This window comes from Bradyrhizobium sp. HKCCYLRH3099, from assembly GCF_051167855.1.
Taxonomy (GTDB): domain Bacteria; phylum Pseudomonadota; class Alphaproteobacteria; order Rhizobiales; family Xanthobacteraceae; genus Bradyrhizobium.
This window is the reverse complement of the sequence record NZ_JBNPTW010000007.1, coordinates 177,790-200,373: the sequence shown is the minus strand read 5'-3', so window position 1 is coordinate 200,373 and position 22,584 is coordinate 177,790. Positions and strand designations below refer to the sequence as shown.

General features: G+C 65.9%; 27 protein-coding genes and 1 tRNA gene. 13 read left to right on the top strand and 15 right to left on the bottom strand.

Annotation, left to right across the window (positions count from 1 at the left end; genetic code table 11):
• The first annotated feature begins 46 nt into the window (after nucleotides 1–46).
• Nucleotides 47–211 carry a hypothetical protein gene (locus tag ACQR1Y_RS16740; protein WP_434860834.1) on the top strand — a complete coding sequence of 55 codons (165 nt, stop codon included), beginning with the start codon at nucleotides 47–49 and terminating at the stop codon, nucleotides 209–211.
• A gap of 77 nt (nucleotides 212–288) precedes the next feature.
• Here the strand turns inward: ACQR1Y_RS16740 and ACQR1Y_RS16735 are convergent, their stop codons facing one another.
• Nucleotides 289–573: a hypothetical protein gene (locus ACQR1Y_RS16735; protein WP_434860835.1), complete on the bottom strand. Its 285-nt coding sequence runs from the start codon at nucleotides 571–573 to the stop codon at nucleotides 289–291.
• Between the two features lie 126 nt (nucleotides 574–699).
• On the opposite strand from ACQR1Y_RS16735, the gene ACQR1Y_RS16730 reads away from it, so the two are divergent.
• The gene (locus tag ACQR1Y_RS16730) at nucleotides 700–846 is read left to right on the top strand and encodes a hypothetical protein (protein ID WP_434860836.1); all 147 of its coding nucleotides are present in this window, start codon (nucleotides 700–702) and stop codon (nucleotides 844–846) included.
• 464 nt (nucleotides 847–1,310) lie between these two features.
• On the opposite strand, the gene ACQR1Y_RS16725 is transcribed toward ACQR1Y_RS16730, so the two are convergent.
• The gene (locus ACQR1Y_RS16725; protein WP_006614754.1) at nucleotides 1,311–1,613 is read right to left on the bottom strand and encodes an HU family DNA-binding protein; all 303 of its coding nucleotides are present in this window, start codon (nucleotides 1,611–1,613) and stop codon (nucleotides 1,311–1,313) included.
• Between the two features lie 605 nt (nucleotides 1,614–2,218).
• On the opposite strand from ACQR1Y_RS16725, the gene ACQR1Y_RS16720 reads away from it, so the two are divergent.
• Nucleotides 2,219–2,671 (top strand): VOC family protein, encoded by a 453-nt coding sequence (locus tag ACQR1Y_RS16720; RefSeq protein ID WP_434860837.1) that lies wholly within the window; start codon nucleotides 2,219–2,221, stop codon nucleotides 2,669–2,671.
• 272 nt (nucleotides 2,672–2,943) lie between these two features.
• Nucleotides 2,944–3,585 (top strand): glutathione S-transferase family protein, encoded by a 642-nt coding sequence (locus ACQR1Y_RS16715; protein ID WP_434875958.1) that lies wholly within the window; start codon nucleotides 2,944–2,946, stop codon nucleotides 3,583–3,585.
• Between the two features lie 4 nt (nucleotides 3,586–3,589).
• On the opposite strand, the gene ACQR1Y_RS16710 is transcribed toward ACQR1Y_RS16715, so the two are convergent.
• The 4 genes from ACQR1Y_RS16710 to ACQR1Y_RS16695 all read right to left on the bottom strand — a co-directional run bounded on the left by ACQR1Y_RS16710 (nucleotide 3,590) and on the right by ACQR1Y_RS16695 (nucleotide 4,941).
• Complete coding sequence (locus ACQR1Y_RS16710) at nucleotides 3,590–3,871, bottom strand: porin (protein WP_434875957.1); 282 nt, start codon at nucleotides 3,869–3,871, stop codon at nucleotides 3,590–3,592.
• 45 nt (nucleotides 3,872–3,916) lie between these two features.
• Nucleotides 3,917–4,174 carry a PilZ domain-containing protein gene (locus tag ACQR1Y_RS16705; RefSeq protein ID WP_434860840.1) on the bottom strand — a complete coding sequence of 86 codons (258 nt, stop codon included), beginning with the start codon at nucleotides 4,172–4,174 and terminating at the stop codon, nucleotides 3,917–3,919.
• Nucleotides 4,175–4,317: 143 nt separating this feature from the next.
• A tRNA-Glu gene (locus ACQR1Y_RS16700) sits at nucleotides 4,318–4,392 on the bottom strand.
• 216 nt (nucleotides 4,393–4,608) lie between these two features.
• Nucleotides 4,609–4,941 carry a Rieske 2Fe-2S domain-containing protein gene (locus ACQR1Y_RS16695; RefSeq protein WP_434860841.1) on the bottom strand — a complete coding sequence of 111 codons (333 nt, stop codon included), beginning with the start codon at nucleotides 4,939–4,941 and terminating at the stop codon, nucleotides 4,609–4,611.
• A gap of 198 nt (nucleotides 4,942–5,139) precedes the next feature.
• Here ACQR1Y_RS16695 and ACQR1Y_RS16690 point away from each other — a divergent pair, with 198 nt between their 5' ends.
• Nucleotides 5,140–5,892, top strand: a complete 753-nt coding sequence (locus ACQR1Y_RS16690; RefSeq protein WP_434875956.1) for a hypothetical protein — start codon at nucleotides 5,140–5,142, stop codon at nucleotides 5,890–5,892.
• Between the two features lie 320 nt (nucleotides 5,893–6,212).
• Here the strand turns inward: ACQR1Y_RS16690 and ACQR1Y_RS16685 are convergent, their stop codons facing one another.
• The 4 genes from ACQR1Y_RS16685 to ACQR1Y_RS16670 all read right to left on the bottom strand — a co-directional run bounded on the left by ACQR1Y_RS16685 (nucleotide 6,213) and on the right by ACQR1Y_RS16670 (nucleotide 9,865).
• Entirely contained in the window at nucleotides 6,213–6,455 is a 243-nt protein-coding gene (locus tag ACQR1Y_RS16685) for a hypothetical protein (RefSeq protein WP_434860843.1), read from the bottom strand.
• A gap of 115 nt (nucleotides 6,456–6,570) precedes the next feature.
• A complete protein-coding gene (locus ACQR1Y_RS16680; RefSeq protein ID WP_434875955.1) occupies nucleotides 6,571–7,152 on the bottom strand; it encodes a hemerythrin domain-containing protein in 582 nt (193 codons plus the stop codon).
• Between the two features lie 156 nt (nucleotides 7,153–7,308).
• The gene (hemA, locus tag ACQR1Y_RS16675; protein ID WP_434875954.1) at nucleotides 7,309–8,538 is read right to left on the bottom strand and encodes a 5-aminolevulinate synthase; all 1,230 of its coding nucleotides are present in this window, start codon (nucleotides 8,536–8,538) and stop codon (nucleotides 7,309–7,311) included.
• A gap of 178 nt (nucleotides 8,539–8,716) precedes the next feature.
• Nucleotides 8,717–9,865 carry a PLP-dependent cysteine synthase family protein gene (locus ACQR1Y_RS16670; RefSeq protein ID WP_434875953.1) on the bottom strand — a complete coding sequence of 383 codons (1,149 nt, stop codon included), beginning with the start codon at nucleotides 9,863–9,865 and terminating at the stop codon, nucleotides 8,717–8,719.
• Nucleotides 9,866–10,641: 776 nt separating this feature from the next.
• Here ACQR1Y_RS16670 and ACQR1Y_RS16665 point away from each other — a divergent pair.
• The 3 genes from ACQR1Y_RS16665 to ACQR1Y_RS16655 all read left to right on the top strand — a co-directional run bounded on the left by ACQR1Y_RS16665 (nucleotide 10,642) and on the right by ACQR1Y_RS16655 (nucleotide 13,698).
• Complete coding sequence (locus ACQR1Y_RS16665) at nucleotides 10,642–11,670, top strand: PrsW family intramembrane metalloprotease (RefSeq protein ID WP_434875952.1); 1,029 nt, start codon at nucleotides 10,642–10,644, stop codon at nucleotides 11,668–11,670.
• 124 nt (nucleotides 11,671–11,794) lie between these two features.
• On the top strand, nucleotides 11,795–12,382 hold the full coding sequence (locus ACQR1Y_RS16660; RefSeq protein ID WP_434860848.1) for an HdeD family acid-resistance protein: 588 nt from the start codon (nucleotides 11,795–11,797) through the stop codon (nucleotides 12,380–12,382).
• Between the two features lie 230 nt (nucleotides 12,383–12,612).
• Nucleotides 12,613–13,698, top strand: coding sequence for a 3-deoxy-7-phosphoheptulonate synthase (locus ACQR1Y_RS16655; protein ID WP_434860849.1), 1,086 nt, complete (start codon nucleotides 12,613–12,615; stop codon nucleotides 13,696–13,698).
• A gap of 42 nt (nucleotides 13,699–13,740) precedes the next feature.
• Here the strand turns inward: ACQR1Y_RS16655 and ACQR1Y_RS16650 are convergent, their stop codons facing one another.
• Genes ACQR1Y_RS16650 through epmA form a run of 3 tightly spaced genes read right to left on the bottom strand, consistent with a single transcriptional unit; the run spans nucleotide 13,741 to nucleotide 16,156 of the window.
• Complete coding sequence (locus tag ACQR1Y_RS16650; RefSeq protein WP_434860850.1) at nucleotides 13,741–13,977, bottom strand: hypothetical protein; 237 nt, start codon at nucleotides 13,975–13,977, stop codon at nucleotides 13,741–13,743.
• A gap of 35 nt (nucleotides 13,978–14,012) precedes the next feature.
• On the bottom strand, nucleotides 14,013–15,107 hold the full coding sequence (locus ACQR1Y_RS16645; RefSeq protein ID WP_434875951.1) for a lysine-2,3-aminomutase-like protein: 1,095 nt from the start codon (nucleotides 15,105–15,107) through the stop codon (nucleotides 14,013–14,015).
• Nucleotides 15,104–16,156, bottom strand: coding sequence for an EF-P lysine aminoacylase EpmA (epmA, locus tag ACQR1Y_RS16640; protein ID WP_434876030.1), 1,053 nt, complete (start codon nucleotides 16,154–16,156; stop codon nucleotides 15,104–15,106). The genes ACQR1Y_RS16645 and epmA overlap by 4 nt, the downstream gene beginning before the upstream one ends.
• 138 nt (nucleotides 16,157–16,294) lie before the next feature.
• Between epmA and efp the strand changes: the two genes are divergently transcribed.
• Both efp and ACQR1Y_RS16630 read left to right on the top strand, forming a co-directional pair.
• Complete coding sequence (efp, locus tag ACQR1Y_RS16635; RefSeq protein ID WP_434875950.1) at nucleotides 16,295–16,861, top strand: elongation factor P; 567 nt, start codon at nucleotides 16,295–16,297, stop codon at nucleotides 16,859–16,861.
• A gap of 40 nt (nucleotides 16,862–16,901) precedes the next feature.
• A complete protein-coding gene (locus ACQR1Y_RS16630) occupies nucleotides 16,902–18,536 on the top strand; it encodes a M23 family peptidase (protein ID WP_434875949.1) in 1,635 nt (544 codons plus the stop codon).
• A 19-nt stretch (nucleotides 18,537–18,555) separates the two neighbouring features.
• Here ACQR1Y_RS16630 and ACQR1Y_RS16625 read toward each other — a convergent pair whose 3' ends face one another.
• Both ACQR1Y_RS16625 and ACQR1Y_RS16620 read right to left on the bottom strand, forming a co-directional pair.
• On the bottom strand, nucleotides 18,556–18,738 hold the full coding sequence (locus ACQR1Y_RS16625; RefSeq protein WP_434860854.1) for a hypothetical protein: 183 nt from the start codon (nucleotides 18,736–18,738) through the stop codon (nucleotides 18,556–18,558).
• Between the two features lie 59 nt (nucleotides 18,739–18,797).
• Nucleotides 18,798–19,262, bottom strand: a complete 465-nt coding sequence (locus ACQR1Y_RS16620) for a carboxymuconolactone decarboxylase family protein (protein ID WP_434875948.1) — start codon at nucleotides 19,260–19,262, stop codon at nucleotides 18,798–18,800.
• Between the two features lie 53 nt (nucleotides 19,263–19,315).
• On the opposite strand from ACQR1Y_RS16620, the gene ACQR1Y_RS16615 reads away from it, so the two are divergent.
• The 3 genes from ACQR1Y_RS16615 to ACQR1Y_RS16605 all read left to right on the top strand — a co-directional run bounded on the left by ACQR1Y_RS16615 (nucleotide 19,316) and on the right by ACQR1Y_RS16605 (nucleotide 22,567).
• The gene (locus ACQR1Y_RS16615; protein WP_434875947.1) at nucleotides 19,316–19,840 is read left to right on the top strand and encodes a MarR family winged helix-turn-helix transcriptional regulator; all 525 of its coding nucleotides are present in this window, start codon (nucleotides 19,316–19,318) and stop codon (nucleotides 19,838–19,840) included.
• 62 nt (nucleotides 19,841–19,902) lie between these two features.
• Nucleotides 19,903–21,123, top strand: a complete 1,221-nt coding sequence (locus ACQR1Y_RS16610; protein ID WP_434875946.1) for a lytic murein transglycosylase — start codon at nucleotides 19,903–19,905, stop codon at nucleotides 21,121–21,123.
• 322 nt (nucleotides 21,124–21,445) lie between these two features.
• Complete coding sequence (locus ACQR1Y_RS16605) at nucleotides 21,446–22,567, top strand: hypothetical protein (protein ID WP_434860858.1); 1,122 nt, start codon at nucleotides 21,446–21,448, stop codon at nucleotides 22,565–22,567.
• Nucleotides 22,568–22,584: the final 17 nt, after the last annotated feature.

Here is a 22,584-nt window from a genome sequence, read left to right as displayed (position 1 = left end):
TCTCAGGGCGAGGCTCGCCGGATGGCACCCGGAACAGAGAGAAGCCGTGAGACACAACGAGAAACAGGACGACCGGCGCTCCCAGGAGCGCGCCGACATCGCCGCGCGCGTTGCGCGGTTCAAGTCGACACAAGAGAAGTTCGCACGCGAGCGCGAAGCCTATGCGAGCCAGACCTGGAAGAAGGCGCAACGCGGCGAAGCTGCCGAGTAGCGCATCCTCCGTGCACGCACAGCAGAGCCCGGAGGCGATGCCTTCCGGGCTCTTGGTCTTACCGCTGGCGCTTGCGCTTACCAGTGATGGCGCCAGTGGTGGTGGCGACGATAATACGGCCCGCCATAATAGGCGTAGGGACCGGGGCCGTAGACGTAGCGCGGGCCATAGTCGTAATAGCCGTATCCCGGACCGTAATAGTAAGGATGCGACGAGGCGATGGCGCCAGCCGTCAGCGCGCCGGCCGCGAGACCGAATGCGAGGCCTGGCCCGATACCGCGCGCCTGCGCCGGCGCGGGTGCAGCCAGCGTGGTGGCAGCGACTGCGCCTGCGGCAGCCAGTACAGCCAATGTTCTTCTCATGTTGTCCTCCAATTCCATGCGTCCAAACAACGCAGACGAGGAGGAATTGGTTGCAGGCTGAGCCGGCACCGCGTTCGACGGAACCACGGCGGCCGCCATACGTTCAGTCTGTTGAGGTGACGCGTAATGGCTTCCTGGCTGGAACTCTTCTTCAACATTCTCGGCTATGGCGGCTTCGTTGCGATCGCCTCGCTGCACCATGGGTCAGACGACGCGCAAGGAGCGCCGGGTCTCGGTGCCGGCGAGCCTCCTCGGCTCGGCGGTTGCCGTTGAACGCACGAGATCTCACACAATATCGTCCACAGCCCATCCGCAGCATATCCACAGTCCCGGATGCAGTCCGCGAGGCTGCGGAATCAACGGCTTGCTGCGCCATATTGCGGGATTTTTCCTCAAGCCCTGTGGATCGCTCGCGCGGTTCGTGATGCCCTCGAACGGATGCGCCTGCGGCCCTTCATTCTCCCCCGTAAAAACCCTTGAACCTTCGGCCGGTCCATCGAGACAGATGAGTACTGGGGATTTCAGGGCCCAGTCTTCGAGGGTGGCGCCACGCGACGAGCATATTCCGTCGTGCTGGCGCTGCTGTCGTTCAAACGGCAGCGTTCAGATGGCAACGTCACCCACCGCAGCCGCGACGGGCCGTCATCTCCCGCAACACGACAGATCCAAACAAGACAGCCCCAACAAAAAGGCCCCCTTTCCAGGGGGCCTTTGATCGATCGACCGTGATGGTCTGATCAGGCGACGGCGTCCTTGGCCGCCTTGACCGGGCGGGCGCGCACGATCTTGCGAGCCGGCTTGGCCTTGAACATCATCTCTTCGCCGGTGAAGGGGTTGGTGCCCTTGCGCGCCTTCACGGCCGGCTTCTTGACGACGACGAACTTGGCGAAGCCCGGCACCAGGAACACGCCGTTCTTCTTCAGCTCCTTGTGGCCGACATCGGTCAGCGTCTCCATGACGTTCTTGACGTCACGCTTGGACAGCTCGGTGGTCGTCGCGATCTTCTCGATGAGCTGCGACTTGGACAGTTGGGTAGCCATCGTATCTCCTTGTGATTGGTACCGATGTGATTGGTACGGATGAATGACGTGACGACTGCGCGGCTATCAGCGCATTGCTGCGCAGACTGGTCGGGGCTTTCTGGCTGCATTGCACAGCCGGGACTTCAGTCGTCTGGTGGTGTGACACCCCGCGATTTTTCGGGATTCTCCTGCATTTCAAGGGGCCCCGAAGCACCTACAGTGGCGCCAAAATTCCAACGGAGCGCGGAGAAGTCAAGCTGCGATGCCGATCGAATGGAGCATGCGATTCATTTTCCCCTATATTTCTAGGCATTTTCGACATGGCTGCGTGATTTTGGCCGCACATCACAGCCGAAAAGCGCTGAAAATCCCGCGCAAGACCGCATCGCGTCCGTTCATGCAGGTCGCGAATCACTGCCAAAATAGCGATTCGCGCGCCCCCGGAAGGCCTGCGGCGCGCTGTCGAGAACGACAGGACACGCTCCCCGTGCGAACCACAATTCCGCGCGAGATCGCGCGGTCGCAGCACGGGCCGGGATGCGCGCGAGAGCCGAATGCTGCTATGGATCGGCGTCGAATGGCGGCCGTCGAACATCCGCCTCGAGTTCAGGGAGACAAGAACGATGCGTTATCTCCACACCATGCTGCGCGTGCGTAATCTCGACGCCGCGCTCAAATTCTATTCCGACGCACTCGGCCTCAAGGAGGTGCGGCGGATCGACAACGAGAAGGGCCGCTTCACCCTGGTGTTTCTCTGCGCGCCGGAGGATGAACACCTGCTGAAGAGCCTGCCCGCGACGCGCGGCGCGCCGCTGGTCGAGCTCACCTACAATTGGGACGAGGAGAGCTATGGCGAGGACCGCTTCTTCGGCCACCTCGCCTACGAGGTCGACGACATCTACGCGACCTGCGACCGGCTGATGAAGCTCGGCATCACCATCAACCGTCCGCCGCGCGACGGCAACATGGCCTTCATCCGTTCGCCCGACCTGCACTCGATCGAGCTGCTGCAGAAAGGCGAACCGAAGCCGCCGGCCGAGCCCTGGCTGTCGATGCCGAACACCGGCCACTGGTAGGTCCTCCGACGAACTCATCGCCCGGAACATCGAGGCCCTCCTCGCGTTGTCGCTCCGATTGACGCAGACGATACGAGGAGGCCGAGATGGGTCGTGGAATTCTGCTGTGGCTGTTGGGCGTGCCGATCCCGGTGATCATTCTGCTGTGGCTGTTCTTCGGCCGCTGATCACCGCGAGCGATATCGCTCAACCGAAAAGCCCCGCCGTCGCGCGGGGCTTTTTGCGTAACATGCGTTAAGATCCGCGCAGGGATCGCGAGACAGGAGACGCAGGTGTCCGCCGACAAGCAATTGACGATCTGGGGCCGCACCAATTCGGTGAACGTGCAGAAGGTGCTGTGGTGTCTCGCGGAGCTCGACCTTCCCTATCGGCGGATCGACGCCGGCATGCAGTTCGGCCGCAACACCGAAGCCGACTATCTCGCGATGAACCCGAACGGCCGCATTCCGACATTGGTGGACGGTGATTTCGTGCTGTGGGAGAGCAACGCGATCATGCGCTATCTCTGCCTCGCCTATGGCGGAGACACCCCGCTCTACCCGCGCGCGCCGCGGCATCGCGCCGGCATCGAGCGCTGGCTCGACTGGACGCTGTCGACGGTGCAGCCGACCGAGCGTCCGCTGTTCTGGGGCCTGGTGCGAACGCCTCCCGAGCAGCGCGACATGGCGGCGCTGCAAAAGGCCGCCGACGAGGCCGCGGTGATGTGGCGCATGCTCGATGCCCATCTGGCGACACGCACCTGCATCGAGGCCGAGAGCTTCACGCTGGCGGACATCGCGCTCGGCGCTTACGCGCGGCGCTGGTTCGGGGTCGAAGGCGTCGTCAAACCGGACTTGCCGAACCTGGCGCGCTGGTACGGGCTGATCGCGCAGCGGCCGGCCTTCATCCGCTACATCGCGCCGCCGCTGTCGTGAAATCTCAGCGGCCGACGGATGTGCCCGTCTCGACCCGCAAGGCTCCGCCGAGCTTGACGCAGGTCGTGGTCCCCTCGACGCGGACGAAATTGGCGCCATAGGACGCACAGGGATTGGCGCCGAAACGCGGCGCCGGCTTGCCGGCTGCCGCCGCGCTCTTGGCTGGAGGCGCCGTGTTGCTTGCAGGCGTTGTCGGAGACAGCAGCGATGATCCCGGCGACCCCGCGCAGGCGGCCGTTGCGAGCGAGAGCCATGCGGCCGCCGCGAGGATGAAAGATCTCGTCATGGCCGCTTGATAGCGTGACGCTCGCCGCGACGCGACAGCGTTGCGCTACTTGCCGATAAACTTCACGCCAACCGACGCACCGCGGCGCCAGACCACCTGGCACAGCCGTCCCGTCCGTGCATCGCGCGCAAAGGCCAGACGGATCGTCGCCGGAAGCGCGGCCGCGTCCTGCAGGGTCAGCTTGGCCCCGGCGCTCGAGATGTCCTGGACCAGACAATGGCGCACGGCGAACCCGCCATCCAGCGTGATCCACGCCGGCTGCTTCATCGATTTACGGGCTTCCCGCTTCTTGGTCGCGGCCATCATCGTCTCCTGATTGCCCGTTGCAGTACGGGAAGGACCCTAATGGAGCGTTGACCGGATCGTGGAGCGGCGGTTGACGCGCGAAAACGCCCGGCGGCAGGAGCAGGTCCGAATGGGCATTCTGGGGAGAAAACTGGCGCGGATGGCGCTCCCTAGCGGAATCGAACCGCTCTCTCCACCGTGAAAGGGTGGCGTCCTAACCGATAGACGAAGGGAGCAAGACGTCCAATGACACCGGACCTGAGCCTGCGGTATCACCGTCGCTTGCACGTTCTTGGTAAAAATCCGTAACAAATCAGCGGTTTGAGACGATGATTTGCGGGATCGGCTGAACCACCAGGGTGATTCCGTGCCGCGCGCGGCGAACGTATAGAGGCGTTTTCTCGGACGGGCAAGCCGCCCGTGACGGTCTTCATCGATCCGATCCACCGGGCTCAGCGGGGGGCAAAGAGCGGCGTTATCCCGTCCGTGTCGATGTAGACCACCCCGTCCTCGACCTTGACCGGGTATTCGGCCAAGGCGCTTTCCAGCGGATGGACCGGCATGCCGGTCAGCGCATCCCAGGTCCAGTTGTGGACCGGGCAGCTGAGCAGCTTGCCGTCGAAGCCCGCGTCCTCCAGCGGCGCCGCCGTGTGCGGGCAGATGCCCTGATAGGCCTTGAGCTCACCATTGTCTGGCCAGGCGAGCATGATCAGTTGGGCATCGGCGATGACGAGACGCATGCCGCCCTCGTCGATCGTGTCGGCCTTGCAGACGCGCGTGAACATGGCCGCCCTCCTCCTCGTCGCGAAATCAGCCTCTGGACCACGTAGCAAAACTCGTTCCGTGCGAGGCGCGCCGCGAGACGTCTGAAAAGCCCTGGCACCCTTCTTGCTGCCCCATTGCGGAAGATCACGTGAGCGGGACGGTGCTGTCGCAAAGCCGACAGAGCGCTCGCGCGTTGGCAAGTGCGGCGGAGTGCTCAAATGACCGACATGACGGAGCTGAGGAAACGCAAGGAGCCGCTGAATCTCGCGATCGTGCATGTCGATCCCGACGCCTTCATCGCGAACCTGATGGGCTGGCTCGAGATCACGGCCTTCATCAAGGCGCAGCGCGCGGGCGAGGCCACGGTGCCCGCGGACGGCAAGACCCCCGCTCTGTCGGCCGCGCAACTGCAGAACGGCGGCGTGCACGAGGTCGGCAATGATGCGCTGTTCGCCTTCGCGATGACGGCTTCGCTGAAGGGCGAGAAGGCGGCCGTCGACAAGGTCGAGACCGCCCTGCGCGATCAGATGGGCCAGGATTTTCCTGGCTCATTCGCCCTCTGGCACTTCCGCACCACCATCGATGCGCCGACCACGCTCGATGATTTTGTCGGACAGGCCGGCAAGAAGATGCTCGCGGGAGATCTGCCGCCGCCGCCGCTGCGCGCGAAGGAGTATTGGAGCGCAGGCCTGCGCTTCTTCGAGAAGGCGCGCAAATCCAACTTCGTCCACGAGATCATGTATCCGCTGGCGAAATGGACCCGGGCGCGCTGGACCGAAACGGCCGAGAAAGGCGTCGCCTTCCTGCATCACATCGAGGACAACGTCCCGGTCCTGCGCGAGGTGCTGGAAGAGCCGCGCAACGACCAGGCGTTCATCGCCAACGTCCTGCTGCGGCTCGCGCCCGCGGTCGATATGGAGCTCAACGAGGAGTACCAGGGCTTCCTGCGCTCGCTGGCTCGGCGCAACTGAGGCAACGCCAGGTGTGTCACGCTCCAAAGACACTGTCGGGCCGAACCGTCGAGCGCAAGCCAGCCTTCGCGCGCAAAAAAGCCGGCGGGCGTTACGCCGCCGGCTTCTTGTCGCGACTGCCGGCTCCGGCCGTCCGGTTCCGTCGCGCACTCCTGGGGGAGTATGCGAACAGGGTCGCGCGGTCTGGTTAACGACGAGTTAAGGGGGTTGCGACGAAGGCGTCAAAACTTCACGGCGCTCCCACGACGATAGACAAGGCCGGTCGGCGCAACCCTGCGCCGCAGCTGTTCTCGGCGGAGTGGCGGATGACTCGAGCGCGATCAGCTCAGCAGCAGGGCGCGCTTCTTTTCACGCCGGGCCGAGCGCTCCTGGCAACCGGACAGGCGCACCAATTCCTGCTGGTACATGTCGTAGCCGTGGCTGCCGAAGGCGTTCTGCTGCGACATCGGCATCTGCACCCGGCGGGCGGCGATGTCGCGGGCAGCGATGTCACGGGAAGCGATCTCAGGGCCGCCCTTGGTCAGCGACCTCACAGGATCGAGCCCCGTATTCGAAGCGGTCATGGTGAACTCCGCGAGTGAGTACCTACCCCCGAAGGGGAACTATAGCCCTCTGACCGCCGGACGCAATCGAGACGACACGTCGGTGAGACAAAGCGCCCGTGAGACAAAGCGTCCTTCAGCCGGCGGCGGCGGCGCGCGCCTGCTCGGCCTCCTGCTCCCAACGCAGGATGGTGCGCTCAAGGTTGTGGAATTTCTCGGCGACGTCGCCGTCGAACAGCGGGTCCTTGCGGTCCGACATGCGGGCGTCGATATCGGCCCAGTCCTCGGCCTGCAGCGCGCGCAGGGCGGCCGGAAACAGCAGCGTCTCCTCCTTGCGCAGGTGCTCGCGCTGGCTGTCGATGAACTGCAGCACGGCAGCGTGGAAGCTCTCGCGCAGGATCTCCTGGTCCGACAGCACGGCGTTGACCGCGTCGGCGAAGCCGCGCAGCCGCTGCGCCTCGGTCTCGTGCTCGTCGTCGACGTCGCCATAGGTCGCCGCTGCGGCGGGGTCGCGCGTACGCAGCTTGCCGAAGATCATCTCCTCCTTGGGATGATGACAGCGCTGCGGATAGTCCTCGAAATAGGCGATGATGCTCTGGAGGATGTCATAGTCGGGCCGCCGATTGTGATCGAACAGCTCCAGTTCATGCTCGAGCACCGAAAGAAGCTTCTCGAGGTTCTGGTGCTCCTGCAGCAGCGCTTCGATGATCTTTGCCATGGCTGCCTCTTTGCGCCGGGCTGGGTTGTGCCGAGCCGGCATGCTCCCCTGATCGCAAAAGACTACGCCCGAGCGGGCGCGGGCGGCATTGCGGCAGATCAAACTGACAGGGTCACCTGACAGGCGGGGAGAACGATCGAGGGGACAGCCGGCGGCCTACTCCGCCGCCAGCGCCTGCGGGGCGCGCGCCAGGCCGAGCTGGTCCCAGACATCGACCAGCGCCTCGGCCAAGGCATCGATCAGGCCGTCATCATGGTACGGCGACGGCGTGATGCGCAGCCGCTCCAGGCCGCGCGGCACGGTCGGGTAGTTGATCGGCTGGATGTAGATACCGTGCTCGGCCAGCAGCAGGTCGGAGGCGGTCTTGCACTTCTCGGGATCGCCGACATGGACCGGCACGATGTGGGTGTCCGAGGGCATCACCGGCAGGCCGGCGGCGTTCAACACTGCCTTGAGCCGGGCGGCGCGGTCCTGGTGGCGGTCGCGCTCCCAATGCGAGGTCTTCAGGTGGCGGATCGCCGCGGTCGCGGCGGCGCAGACCGGCGGCGGCAGCGCCGTGGTGAAGATGAAGCCCGGCGCATAGGAGCGGACGGCGTCGATCAGATTGGCATTGGCGGCGATGTAGCCGCCGAGGCAGCCGAACGCCTTGGCCAGCGTGCCCTCGAGAATGTCGATCCGGGCCATGGCGCCGTCGCGCTCGGCGATGCCGCCGCCGCGCGGGCCGTACATGCCGACAGCATGGACCTCGTCGACATAGGTCAGCGCGCCATAGCGCTCGGCGAGGTCGCAGATCCGATGCAGCGGAGCGACATCACCGTCCATCGAATACAGGCTCTCGCAGACGATCAGCTTGGGCCGGTCCGGATCGGCGGCGCGCAAGAGCTCTTCCAGATGGGCGAGGTCATTGTGCCGCCAGATCTGCCGCTCGGCGCCCGACTTGCGCACCCCCTCGATCATCGAATTGTGGTTCAGCGCATCCGACAGCAACAGGCAGTTCGGCAGCAGTTTTGCGATCGTCGAGATGCCGGTCTCGTTGGAGACGTAGCCGGAGGTGAACACCAGCGCCGCTTCCTTGCCATGGAGATCGGCGAGCTCGCGCTCGAGCTCGATCAGCGGATGGTTGGTGCCGGCGATGTTGCGGGTGCCGCCGGCCCCCGTCCCCATCCGCGCGGCGACGTCGACCATGGCGCCGATCACCTTGGGGTGCTGGCCCATGCCGAGATAGTCGTTGGAGCACCAGATGACGACGTCCTTCGGACCGTCAGGCGAATGCCAGATCGCCCGCGGGAACCGGCCGGCGAGGCGTTCGAGATCGGCGAAGACGCGGTAGCGGCGTTCCTGATGCAATTGGTCGAGGGCGCGGTCGAAATAGCTGTCGTAGTTCATCACCTGATCCGTCCTTCCCCTGCCCTGCTTTCCGCACGCGGCGTTCAGGGCGCGCCTCGAAGCATGCGTTGGTCGGACGAAAGCGCAGTTCTCAGGCGCGTTCGTTGATCCAGATCAGGGATCCCGGCGATGGCGGTGGCGTTTCCGCCCGGCGCCCTACGGCCGGATGGAGACTTTGTCAGGCCTGCTGCGGGTTCACGGCGTCCGCAATCTCGATCGGCAGCGGCGCGCCGGTGTCGAGGAAGGCCGACAGCGCCGCCTCGTAGGGCGCAGGATCGAGGCCGCGGGCCGCCAGCCATTGCGGCTCGTAATAGGTCTGGCGATAGCGCTCGCCGGAGTCGCAGATCAGCGTGACCAGAGATCCGGTCTGTCCCTGCTGCCGCATCTCCGCGGCAAGCCTGCAAAGCGCCAGGAAGTTGGTGCCCGTCGAGCCGCCGACCGGCCGGCGCAAGCGCCGCGTCAGCACGTTCATCGCCGCGATCGAGGCCGCGTCCGGCACCTTCATCATCCGGTCGACCACGCCCGGCACGAACGACGGCTCGCAGCGCGGACGTCCCACGCCCTCGATCAGCGACGGCCGGTCGCAGGTCTGAGCGCAGTCGCCCTTGCAGAACGCATCGAAGAACGCGGAGTGCTCGACATCGGCGACGCAGAGCCGCGTCGGAAAGCGGCGGTAGCGCAGATAGCGGCCCATGGTCGCCGAGGTGCCGCCGGTCCCCGCCCCCATCACGATCCACTCCGGCAGCGGGCAACGCTCGCCCTGGAGCTGGTTGAAGATCGACTCGGCGATGTTGTTGTTGCCGCGCCAGTCGGTAGCGCGCTCGGCGAAGGTGAACTGATCCATGTAATGGCCGCCGAGCCGCGCCGCGAGCGCCGCCGCCTCGGCGTAGAGGAAGCGGCCGTCATCGATCAAATGGCAATTGCCGCCGTAATGGGTGATCGCCGCGATCTTCTCCGCCGAGGTCGTGCGCGGCATGACCGCGTAGAACGGCACGCCGATCATCTGCGCGAAATAGGCCTCCGACACCGCCGTCGAGCCCGAGGAGGCCTCGACCACCGGCGTGCCCTCGCGGATATGGCCATTGCAGAGGGCATAGAGAAACAGCGAGCGCGCGAGCCGGTGCTTGAGACTGCCGGTCGGATGCGTCGACTCGTCCTTCAGGTAGATATCGATGCCGGCGAGCGCGGGCACGATCAGCCGGATCAGATGCGTGTCGGCGGTCCGGCACTGGTCGGCCTCGATGGCAGCGACGGCGTCGTCGACCCAGCCGCGGCGATAGCGGGGAGCACAGGAATTGTCGGAAAGCGACCAAGGCGGCGACATCATCGCGGCAACCGATCATGATCGCCGCGCCGCATCAAGCCCGCACCGGCCCGGGTCGGAGAGCAAGCTGGGGGCAACTGAGCCAAAGTCGACAGCGTCGCGCGCATCTCGCTCGCGGCCGAGCGGGACCGTTCGGCGGAGCCGCCGCAGCGGCAGTGCCCGTCTCCCGCACGAAATTCTCGCAATTCGCGAATTGCGCCAATATTGCACGCAGATTGGCGGAGAAAATTGGAATGACGGCGACATTGGTCAAAGAAATGCACACTTTCGCGACGATGGATGGCCGGGCATCATCGTTCGACACCATCGACGTCGATTCCTGCTTGGCAGGCCGTCCGAGCCTGCTCCGAGGGGCACCATGAAACGCGTTTCGATTGTCCTTGTTGCGTGCTTCGTCAGCCAGGCCGCGTTCGCGGAAGGCCTGGAATGCCGGCGTGTCGCGGATCCGGTTCCGCGGCTGAGCTGCGTGGAAACGCCGACCACGGCGCAGGCGGCGCCGACATCCCGAACCGATGCGGGGATGCCTGTGGAACCGCGGCGCGACACCCCGGCGCGAGACAGTGAAAGCCCTGCATCCAGGGGCTCCCGGTCGCGTTAAGGCCAGGGGGTGCGAACCGACAGCGCGCGGGGCGCTACATAACACCATTGATGTCTTGATGATCGGCCGTTTCTGCCGACATGGTGGTCTTGCCCCGCCGCCACGGGCCGCTCATGGCGCTGATGTCCAGAGCGGGAGCTGAACAGCCGGTTCCGCAAGCGGCTCTGGATGAAGGGAGACCATGGCCTACCTGCCGTCGCAAATGAACCTGCTCGAAGCGCTCGCGACCGTGGTCGGCACGGCGGCGATTGCGCCGGCGCTGCTGATCCTGTGGCTCGTCGTTGCCGCAGGCGACAATTCCGGTCCGCCGCTGAAGATCTGGACGGCCTTCCTGCTCGGCGCCGCCAGCGTGCTGCTGCTCGGCATCATCAGGATTCCGTTTCAGCACGTCGGGCTGTCGATCGAGAACCCCTGGATCGCGCAGGCGATCCGCGCCTTGTTCAGCGTGGCCCTGCCGGAAGAGATCGCCAAGGTGGCGGTCATCGCGGCGCTGTGGTCCCGTCGGCGGCAGGTGGGCAATGCCATGGACACCGTGTTCTATGGCGCAGCCGTCGGTCTCGGCTTTGCCGCCTATGAGAACCTCGCTTATCTGGTCCAGCACGCCGAGATGTGGCGGTCCCTCGCGATCCTGCGCAGCGTGCTCACCGTGCCATTCCATGGCGCGCTCGGCATCATCGCCGGCGCCTATCTCGCGATCGCCCGCACCTCGACCGCGCTCGGCGCCAACCGCCACAATCGCGACTGGGCGCGGATGTCGAGCTGGGCGCTGGTGCTGGCCGCTCCGGTGATGCTGCATGCGGCGTTCGACTATCCGCTGCTGCTGCTGCAGCGCGCCTCCAGCCTTGATCCGACGTCCCGGCTGATGCTCGGCGCGGTCAGCGTGCTGATCGGCTTCTCCTCGATCGGGCTCGCGGTGCGGCTGGTGCGCCGGGTGGCCCACCATCACACGCCGCGGACCGAGGTTGCCAAGGCCAAGCTCAGCCAGTTGCGCCGGATGTGGGCGATGCTGCTGCTGGGCGGCGCCGCCGGCTTTGTCGGCCTCGGCTTCGTGCTGACCTCGGTGCGGCATTGGCTGCTCAACCCCGACCGCAACGTTGCCGGCGTCCTGGTTCCGCTGGGGCTGACGGCCATCCTGCTCGGGGTCGCCCTCCTGGTTGTCACGACCACGATCTATATCTTCGGCCGCAATCGGATGCGGACGACGGCGTAGACCGCGCTGTCCGCGTTCGAATTGGCAACGAAACGCGCCTCACGCGCTTGTTCCCACCGCCGTTCCATCCCATGTGGGGTGGGCAGGCGGCGTTACCTGCGCTGAGCTTGCCGGAGTGACGAGCATGACCCTTCCCCAGGATATGATTCCCCCCGACCTCGAGCGCATGAGGTCGCAGATGAGCGCGGCCGTGCGCGCGCATTGGAAGGCGTTCCTGATCGAAGGCATCCTGCTGGCCGTGCTCGGGCTCCTGGCCATGATCCTCACGCCGATCGCAAGCCTCGCGGTGACGATCTTCCTCGGCTGGATGTTTCTGATCTCGGGCATCGCCGGCCTTGCGATCACCTTCTGGGCGCGCGGCATGCCGGGCTTCTGGTGGTCGCTGCTGTCGGCCGCCCTCGCGATCGTCGCGGGCCTGATCCTGGTGGCCCAGCCAGTCCAGGGCACAGTGACACTGACGATCGTGATCGGCGTCTATTTCCTGGCCGAAGGCGTGGCGACCATCATGTATGCGCTGGAGCACCGGCGCGAATTGTCCGGGCGATGGTCGTGGCTCGCGATCTCCGGCGTCGTCGACATCGCCATCGCCGGGATCATCATTTCCGGCCTGCCGGGCACCGCGACCTGGGCGATCGGCCTCCTTGTCGGCATCAACCTGTTGTTCGGCGGCCTGTCGATGATCGGCATGGCGCTGGCCGCCCGCAACAGCTGAGTCCGGCGCTTCCATTTTTTGGGATGACAAGCGGCCGTGCGGCCGCTATAGGACGACCATGATCAACGCCGCCACCAGCTATTATTGGTACTTTACCTACGACAGCTCGCTGGCGGCGGGAGGATCGCGCTCAATCTGACACATTGCAGCAAGATATCCGAACAAGCCGCCAGACCTGGCGGCTTTTTTTATGCCGGCAGGTGCCCATCGAAAGACTGAAGGAGCCCGCCGTGCTGAGCACCACAGACGATCTTCGTATCAAGGAAATCAAGGAATTGAGCCTGCCCGTGGAGGTGATGGGCGAGATTCCCCGCACCCTCACCGCCACCCGCGTCGTGATGGCCGCCCGCAACGCCATCCACGCCATTCTGACCGGCACGGACGACCGCCTGCTGGTCATCGTCGGCCCTTGCTCCATCCATGATCCCAAGGCCGCGCTGGACTACGCGAGCCGCCTCGCCGCCCTGCGCGAGCGCCTGAGCGACCGGCTGGAGGTCGTGATGCGGGTGTATTTCGAGAAGCCGCGCACCACCGTCGGCTGGAAGGGCCTGATCAACGATCCCGACCTCGACAACTCCTTCGACATCAACAAGGGCCTGCGGCTGGCGCGCAACGTGCTGTCGGCCGTCAACAATCTCGGCTTGCCCGCGGGATGCGAATTCCTCGACATGACCACGCCGCAATACATCGCCGACCTCGTCGCCTGGGCAGCGATCGGCGCGCGCACCACCGAGAGCCAGATCCATCGCGAGCTGGCGTCCGGACTGTCCTGCCCGGTCGGCTTCAAGAACGGCACCGACGGCAACATCCGCATCGCCGCCGACGCGGTGAAGTCGGCCGCGCATCCGCATCATTTCATGGCGGTCACCAAGGGCGGCCGCTCCGGCATCGCGGCAACGACCGGCAATGAGGACTGCCACATCATCCTGCGCGGCGGCGCCGGCCCGAACTACGACGCAGCCCATGTCGAGCAGGCCTCCGCCGAGCTGGTCAAGGCCGGCCTGCCGGCGCGGCTGATGATCGACACCAGCCATGCCAATTCGAGCAAGAAGCCGGAGAACCAGCCGCTGGTCGCCGCCGACATCGCGGGCCAGCTCGCCAATGGCGAGCAGCGCATCATGGGCGTGATGATCGAGAGCCATCTCGTCGCCGGGCGCCAGGACGTGAAGCCCGGCGTGCCGCTGACCTACGGCCAGAGCATCACCGACGGCTGCATCGGCTGGGACACGACGGTGGAGGTTTTGGAGCAGCTCGCCGATGCCGTCACCGCGCGTCGCGAGAAGCGTCGCGACTCGCTGCGCGAGCGCTCGGCGTAAGTCTCAACGCGGCGGCGCGCCTCTGGCGCGTCGCCGATGGGCTCAGCAGCCGCGGCAGATGCTCTTGATCTTGCGGTCGAGCTCGCGGTCTTCCTTGCTCACATTGCCCATGGAATTCTCTTCGACCTGCTCGGTCTTCGGCAGGTCGCTCGGCCGCGGCTGGCGGCGCTTCCTCTGCATCTGCGTCGACGGATCGCTGCCCGCGCCGGTGCTCTGCGCCAGCGCCGCGCCATCGGCGACCAGGATCAGGAGCCCCATCGCGATCGCAAGTTTCTTCATGTTGCTCCTCCGTGTCAGCGGAATCGGCCGGACACTCATTCCTCAGCGGGCGGATAGAGATGCGCCTCGCCGCAATAGTCAATCACACGATAGCGTGTTTGCGCAGCTGCGGCATGATGCAGCTCAACAGAATCCTCGGCAGTGAGGTATTGCGGCCCCACCGGCGCCTTGCCGTGGCCACCGGGGATATCGAGCACGTAGTCCGGCTGGCACAGGCCGGAGACGCGGCCGCGCAGCGCGCGGATCAGCGCCTGGCCCTCGGCCAGCGTGGTGCGCAGATGCGCGGTGCCCGGCGCGAGATCGCCATGGTGCAGATAATACGGCTTGATACGGGTCTCGACGAACGCCCGCATCAGCGCCTCCAGCGTCGCCGCATCGTCATTGACGCCGCGCAGCAGCACGGACTGGCTGACCAGCGGAATTCCTGCGTCAACCAGCCGCGCGCAGGCCAGCCGAACGTCCGGGGCCAGCTCGCGCGGATGATTGGCGTGCAGCGCGACCCAGGTCGCCGCCCCCTGCACGGTCAGCGCATCGACCAAGGCCGAGGTGATGCGCGCGGGATCGGCGACCGGCAGCCGCGTGTGGATGCGGATGATCTTCACATGATCGATGGCCGCGAGATCGGTCATGATCTCCTTCAGCCGCCGCGGCGACAGCATCAGGGGATCGCCGCCGGTGAGGATCACCTCCCAGATCTCATCGTGCGCGCGGATGTAGTCGAGCGCGCCGCGATAGGCGGGCTCCGACAGCGCATTGTCCTTGCCCGGCCCGACCATCTCGCGGCGGAAGCAGAAGCGGCAATAGACCGCGCAGACATGAACGAGCTTGAGCAGCACGCGATCGGGATAGCGGTGGACGATGCCCGGCACCGGCGCATGCGCATCGTCGCCGATCGGATCATCGCGCTCGCCAGGCGCGGCGATCAGCTCGTCCGCGGAGGGCACGAATTGCCGCGCGATCGGATCATTGGGATCGTCGCTGTCGATGAGATCGGCGAGATGCGTCGTCACCGCCACCGCATAGCGCTCGGCGACGCGGTCGAGCGCCGGCTTGTCGGCGGCATCGACGAGCCCCTGCGCGACGAGGTCGTCGGCGCTGCGCAATGTCGTGGGCCGTTCGATCCTGTTCATCGCTGCTCACCTGCCGGCGGCGTCCACACCACCTGGTCGATCCTGGCCGCGCCCGCCGCCAGCATCACCAGCCGGTCGAAGCCGAGCGCGACGCCGCTCGCCTGCGGCATGGCGGCGACGGCGGCGAGAAAATCCTCGTCGAGCGGATAGCGCTCTCCGTAACGCCGCTGCTTCTCGTTCATCTCTGCCTCGAACCGCCGGCGCTGCTCGGCGGCATCGGTGAGTTCCCCAAAGCCGTTGGCGAGCTCGACGCCGCAGGCATAGACCTCGAACCGCTCGGCGACACGGGCATCCGCCGCCACCCGCGCCAGCGCCGCCTCCGGCGTCGGATATTCATACAGCACCGTCACCCGGCCGTTGCCGAGCTGCGGCTCGACATGCTCGACCAGGAGCTTGCTGAACAGGTCCGACCAGGTGTCGTCGTCGCTGATGCGGATCTTGCCCTGCGCCGCCACGCAGAGCGCGTCGCGGTCGCCGACGCCGTCCCGGATTGTCGCCAGCAGGTCGATGCCGGCATGCCGTTCGAACGCATTCGCCACAGTCAGCAGCTCCGGCTCGGCGAATGGATCGGCGCTCCGGCCACGGAAGGCAAATTGCCTGATGCCGGTGGCCTGGGCAGCATGGGCGATCACGACCACCGTATCGGCCATGATGGCGTCGTACGACGCCTCGGCCCGATACCACTCCAGCATGGTAAATTCCGGCAGATGCAGGTCGCCGCGCTCGCGGTCGCGGAAGACGCGGGCGAATTCGAAGATCCGTCGCTCCCCGGCAGCCAGCAGCTTCTTGCAGGCGAATTCAGGAGAGGTTCTGAGATACCGTCGATGTCGGGTTCCATCCGACGCCATCAACTCGGTCGCCGGGGCGTGCAGATGGGTCTCGTTGCCCGGGGAGACCTGCAGAATGCCGGTTTCGACCTCGGTAAACCCCTGCTCCTCGAACCAGGCCCGCAGGGCGCGCGTCACGGCAGCTCGCGCCTGCAGGAACGGCCTGACATCGGCGTGCCGCTGAGGCGACCACCAGGGTGACGGGGATGGCTCTGACGACATCAGGCGATCGCCAAAAGACTGGCCAAAAGGCTGGCAAGCTCGGACAAAATCAGTATGTTGCGCCCCGAAACCGCATCCGGCGCCCACGCGCAGCCCGGCTCCGCCCGTTGCCGGGCCCCAGACTCAGGAAAAACAGCTTTGAAAGTCATCGCCAGCTCTATTCGCAAGGGTAACGTCATTGAGCAAGACGGCAAGCTCTACGTCGTCGTGACCGCCGAGAATATCCATCCTGGCAAGGGTACCCCGGTCAGCCAGATCGAAATGCGCCGAATCAGCGACGGCGTGAAGATCTCCGAGCGCTTCAAGACCACCGACCAGGTCGAGAAGGCGACGATCGAAGAGCGCAACTTCACCTATTTGTACGAAGACGCCGACGGCTTCCATTTCATGAACCCGGAGACCTATGACCAGGTCCAGGTGCCGAAGGACGTGGTCGGCACCCAGGCGGCCTATCTCCAGGAGAACATGACCGTCAAGTTGTCGATGCACGACGTGGTGCCGGTGGCGATCGCCCTGCCGCAGCGTGTGACGCTCGAAGTCGTCGAGACCGAGCCGGTCACCAAGGGCCAGACCGCGTCGTCGTCCTACAAGCCGGCCGTGCTGTCCAACGGTGTCCGCACCGGCGTGCCCGCGCACATCACCGTCGGCACCCGGATTGTCGTCATGACCGAGGACGGCTCATACTGCGAGCGCGCCAAGGACTGACCTGGCGTTTGGGATGATCTGACGCCGGGGGGCGCGGGGATTGGGGGCAAGGGTCACCAACATCGTCGCCATCCTGGCGGCGGTCATCACGCTGGCTGCAGCGCCTGCCGGGCGCGCGGCCGACACGTTCGCCACCCCGGCCGTCACGCTGCATCGCGCCGACTGGCGCGCGGCGCTCGAACAGCTCCGCGCCGAGCTTGGCGAGGCGCCGGAGATCGCAGCGAATGTCGCCCTCGCGGCACGCAGGCATGATCTCACTGCGGATGATCCGCGCCGGCGTCCCGCTTTGGTCCAGCTCAACGGCCTGACCTCGACCATCTTCACGGGGATCGGACGCAGTCCGGTCCCCGTTTTGCTGCCGTTCGACACCTCCGCCTATCTCGGCGCCCGGGCCAGGGCCACGGTCGATCCGCACGCGCTGTCCTTCTACCAGTCCGATTTCCACACCGACCTGTTCGACGCCGGCCCCTCCGGCTACGACGCCGTGTTCTCGCTGCCGGTCGAGGTCACCGCCGGTCTGCCGTCGCGCATCTTCGCCAGGCCGATCGAGGTGCAGATCACCGGCTCCGCCCTGACCTACGACATCGCCGATCCGGCCGGCGGCAAAGGCGAGAGCGTGAAGGCGCTCCGGGCCCAATATCCCGATCTGCGCCGCTTCATCCGCGAGGGCTATGTCCGCTACGCCTTCACGCGCTTCGGCATCCCCTATGTCGTCTCGATCCAATGCCTCGACAGCGCGCCGCGGCCGCGCCGGCTGGCCTGCCGCGAGGCCTATCCCGTGGCCGAGCGCTTCCTGCGGGCGCTGCGCGTGACAGGCGGGCAACCCTCGCGCCGGGCACCAGCCATCACGCCGCTCGCCGCCGGGCGGCCGCCGCTCGACGATGCCGACTTCACCTACCGTCCGCCCGGAGACATCGTCGCGCGATCAGGCGCGCGCGGCCAAGGCGGACGCGCCGATCTCACGACCTATTCGCAGATCCTGTTCCCGCTCGACGCGCCGGCCTTCGTCCACTCGCAGTCGTTCGGCCGGCAGCGCACGAGCGACAAGCTCGATCAGCCGTGGAGCCGGTATCCCTGGCGCGACAGCTTCTGCGAAGCGCGCGACTTCAATGTCGGCCAATGCGCCAGCGGCTTCGGTCACCAGGGCCAGGATCTCCGGCCGGGCACCTGCCCCACACGACGCGACGGTGTTGCGAATTGCGATCCGTGGCAGCAGCGCGTGCTGGCCGTGCGCGACAGCGTCGTGATCCGGTCGTTGAAGCAGCAGGCGGTGACGTTACAGGTGAACAGCGGCACCGAGCACATCCGCTTCCGCTACATGCACATGAACCCCGCGGCGCTGGACAAGGACGGCCTGCTGAACGGCCGCAGCCTTCGCGAGGGCGAGCCGATGGGGGTGGTGTCGAACTATCTCGACCGGCCCAACGGCACCACGCGCCATCTGCATTTCGACATCCAGCTGTTCACGCGCGACGGCTGGATCTGGGTCAATCCCTACGTCACCCTCATCGCGGCCTATGAACGGCTGATCGGCGGGCGCGGCCGGGAGGTTGGACCTCAGCCGGCGCCGTCAGCGCCAGCCATCGCCTCGCGTCTCGCGCCACCGGCCACCACCGGCAGCCTGCCGCCGTCGGGGCCGCAGGCCGATGCTGCCGCGGGACACAATCCACACTGAAGCCTCGGCTGCGACGGGACTACGCCGACCATTTTTCCTCTTCGCGGCGATCCTCGTCGGCATTGAGCCGCTCCGCGATCTCATGCGCCATCGAATCGGTATCCGTCTGCGCGATCGGCTTGCCGTCGCGGCGGCAGACGCGGTCCTTTTCCGCTTCAAGCGGAAAATCCTTCGGCTTGAGCTGTTCGCCCTGCTCGGTCATCGGAACCTCCTCCGCAAGCATGTTGAATGAACAACCCGGAACGCCTGCTTCAGGTTCCTTCAACGCGCAGCCGGCCGCTCGGCGGGAGTCCAGCGGAACGCCACGCCAAACCGGTTCCAGAGGTTGATCACGCCGATCGCCGACGTGAGGAACACCAGCTCCGTCTCGGAGAAGACCGCGCGGGCCTCATCGCAGACCGCGTCGCTCACACCGCCGACCAGTTGCGTCAGCGCCTCGGTGAAGGCCAGCGCCGCGCGCTCGCGATCCGAGAATTGCGGCGCCTCGCGCCAGGCCACGACGAGATTGATCTTGTCGGCGGAGACGCCGAGCTTCTCGGCCACCAGGATGTGGTGCTGCACGCAGAACGCGCAGCCGTTGATCTGCGAGGCCCGGATCTTGACCAGCTCGAGCAGCTGCTTGTCGAGGCCGGCCTTGGCCGCCTGCTGGCTCACCGCGAGGATCGCCTGGTAGAGCTCCGGCGCCTGACGCGTGAAATCGGCATACTCGCTGCGCGCATGTGACATGGTTCGTCTCTCGTGTTATCAGATATCTGACAACTTATCAGAGCTCTGAGATCATGCGCAAGACAGCGACATCATTACCTTCGCGCGCGCGGCGGCAAGGACGGGCGCCCGCCGGCCAGCCCGTGCGTCCGCCGGCGCCCGGCGAGGGCAAGCGCGGCGAGGACGGACATCTCGCTTATCTCCTGCGCCAGGCGCAGGCGGCGGCCAGGCTGTCGCTCGAACGCGCGCTCGCCTCGACCGGCCTCACCCATCCGCAGTTCATCGTGCTGACGATGCTCAAGGCCTATCCGGGACTCTCCGGCGCCGACTGCGCGCGCGTCGCGCTGCTGACGCCGCAGACCGTGAACGTGATCATCGGCAATCTCGAGCGCGATGGCGCCATTGCGCGGTCGCCGCATCCGGTGCATGGCCGGGTGCTGCAGTGGACGCTGACCCGCCACGGCCTTGCTTTGCTGGCCAGGGCGCGGCGCCAGGCCGCGGTGCTGGAGCGCCGGCTCGTCCGCGGACTGAGCCAGCGCGACCTCGCCGCCATCCGCCGCTGGCTGGCGCATGTCGCGGCCGATCTGCACCAGGCCTAGCCGAGTTCCCGCGACGCCCTGGGCTCTGCCGCTGACGGCCACGACCGGCTACACTGGCCACCATGACCCAGCCCGATTCCACCACCCGCCGCGCCCTGCTCCGCTCCGGCCTCGGCGCCGCAGCGCTGCTCGTTCCCTCGCTGCCGGCCACGGCCGCCCCGGCCGAGTTCGAGGCCTGGCGCGACGGCTTCCGCAGCCGCGCGCTTTCCAAGGGCATCTCGCAGGCGACCTGGACGCGCGTGATGTCCCGGCTCGAGCCCGACATGACCGTGTTCAAGGAGATGCGCAATCAGCCGGAGTTCAAGGAGCAGCTCTGGCAGTACATCAACCGCCGCGTCTCCGACTGGCGCGTCATCAACGGCAAGGCGGCGCTATCGAAGAACGAGGCGCTGTTTTCGCGCATCGAAAAGGATTTCGGCGTCGAGCGCGGCACGCTGCTCGCGCTGTGGGGCGTGGAGTCAGCCTACGGCGATCCCCTCGTGCAGCAGAACCACATGCGCCCGGTGTTTCCGGCGCTCGCCGCGCTCGCCTGGAACGAGCCGCGCCGCAAGGCCTATTGGGAGACCGAGCTCACCAACGCGCTTAGAATCGTCGACCGTGGCTGGAGCACGCCGGAGGAGATGCGCGGCTCCTGGGCCGGCGCGATGGGCCACACCCAATGGATGCCCGAGGTCTGGCTCAATGTCGGCTTCGACTATGACAACGACGGCAAGATCAATCCGTTCGGCCGGCCCGACGACGCGCTCGGCTCGACCGCGCGCTACCTCGTCAACCGCGGCAAGTATCATCGCGGCGAGCATTGGGGCTACGAGGTGCGCGCGCCCGGCAACATGTCGGGCAGCAGGACCTACGCGGCCTGGCAGGCGGCCGGCGTCACCCGCGCCGACGGTCAGCCCTTCCCGCAGCCGAATGCGTCGGCGCAGCTCTGGATCCCCGTCGAAGGCGGCCCCGCTTTCCTGTTGGGTCCTAACTTCTATTCGGTGAAGTCCTACAATCCCGCGATGAGCTACGCGCTCGCGATCTGCCATCTCGGCGACCGCATCCTGGGCAACCCGCCGTTCCTGCAACCCTTCCCCGGCTCCGAGCGCGCGCTGACCTTGGCCGAAGTCCAGGAGATGCAGAAGCGCCTGACGGCCGCCGGCTTCGACACCGGCGGGACCGACGGCCGCGTCGGCAACGACACCATGAAGGCGATCCGCGACTTCCAGGCCAAGGCGGGCATCACGCCGGCCGATGGCTATGGTGGCTTGAAGGTGCTCGCGAAGCTGCGGCAAGGCGGGTGATGGTTCAAGGTTCGTAGGCCGGGCCAAGGGCGCTGGAGATGCTGGCCCAGGACGTCCCCGTGACAACGGCGGCGTTCGATCTCGGCTACGGCAGCATCAGCGCCTTCATTGCACTATTTGGAGCTTCGGTCTCACGCCGGCGATCGCCGGCGCGCCGGTGTGAATGTGCGCGAGATATGCGGACGGCCTCACGCCTCCCACGAGTGCGCTCAACCCACTCGCTAGAAAGTTACAATCTAAGGGTGCATTTGTATCTGTACATTTTCTTGAGATTGAATACCCTGCGGTCTGGTCTTACCGGAAAATGGCAGGGAGAGATCAGATGCAGCTCATCAACCACGGGAATATGACGTCGCGACAGGTCGCTCTGGAGATCATCGATCGCCTCGACGCACGCTGGAATACTGATTTGCGGGCCATCGTTTCCAACGAGGCGCTCAGCGAACCCGACCGGCTGCGGCGCCTTCGGAGCCGGATGCTGGAAGCCGCTCTCTCGGACATCGATGCGTATCAGGCGGACGCAGGTCTCGCATCGGCCCCAGGTGAAAACGAGGATCTGATCCGGCGGGCCCTGGCTGGCGACGACATCGAGCTCGAACCCAACGTCAGCGTGACGCAGCACAATTATAATATCATTCGTGGATATCAGGGATCGAGCGTTTCCGACTATGTCTTCACGCTCAGCAAGCGTCTGGAGTCGATGTCGAATGCGAAGACCGTCGGCCAGCTCGCCATCGAGACCGTCGGCAGCAGTCTTTTCACCGTCGGCACGGCGTGGGCGAAGCTGACATGGACGGCTTGGCGCGGTGGACAGACGCTTCTCCAAGCCTGCCGCACCGGCATCACCACGCTCGGTTTGAAGACCGCGGTCGCGGTCATCATCATCGTGCTGGCCGCCATCCTCCTTTATCTCTTCCTCGAGAACCCCAAGAAGATTCTGGGCGTGATCTACAACGACACCGACGACGCGTTCGTCGTCAAGGACTGGAATCGGAGTGGCGGCGACCTCTACATGGAGCACGGCCAAATGGTGAATTTCATGGCTGATCGTGCCACCGGAGATCTCGACTCCCCGCTCGTCCAGATCCGTAGCCGCTACTACCTCGGCCCCGACGATCCCGACAACGTGGTATTTGGCGGCCTCTACTTCGCTGACAGGAACTTCGGCCTGCGGGGCTCCGAGGGCGTGATGATCTTCACTTCAACGACGACCGCCGACGTGCGCATCGCGCATCAATTCGCGGTGCCCTATGTCAACGACAACGGCACCAACATGCGCAAACTCTCTGGCGGCCCAGTCAACATCGCCACACTCTTCCGCGACATGTACAATGACCGGCAAACGCGCGTCGATAGGACGACCGACGGCTACCGCATGATTTCGACCGTCAGCGGGCCGCGCGGCGGTGTCGTCGGCCTGATCGCAACGATCGGCAAGGTCTGAAGCCGACCAGCACAGCG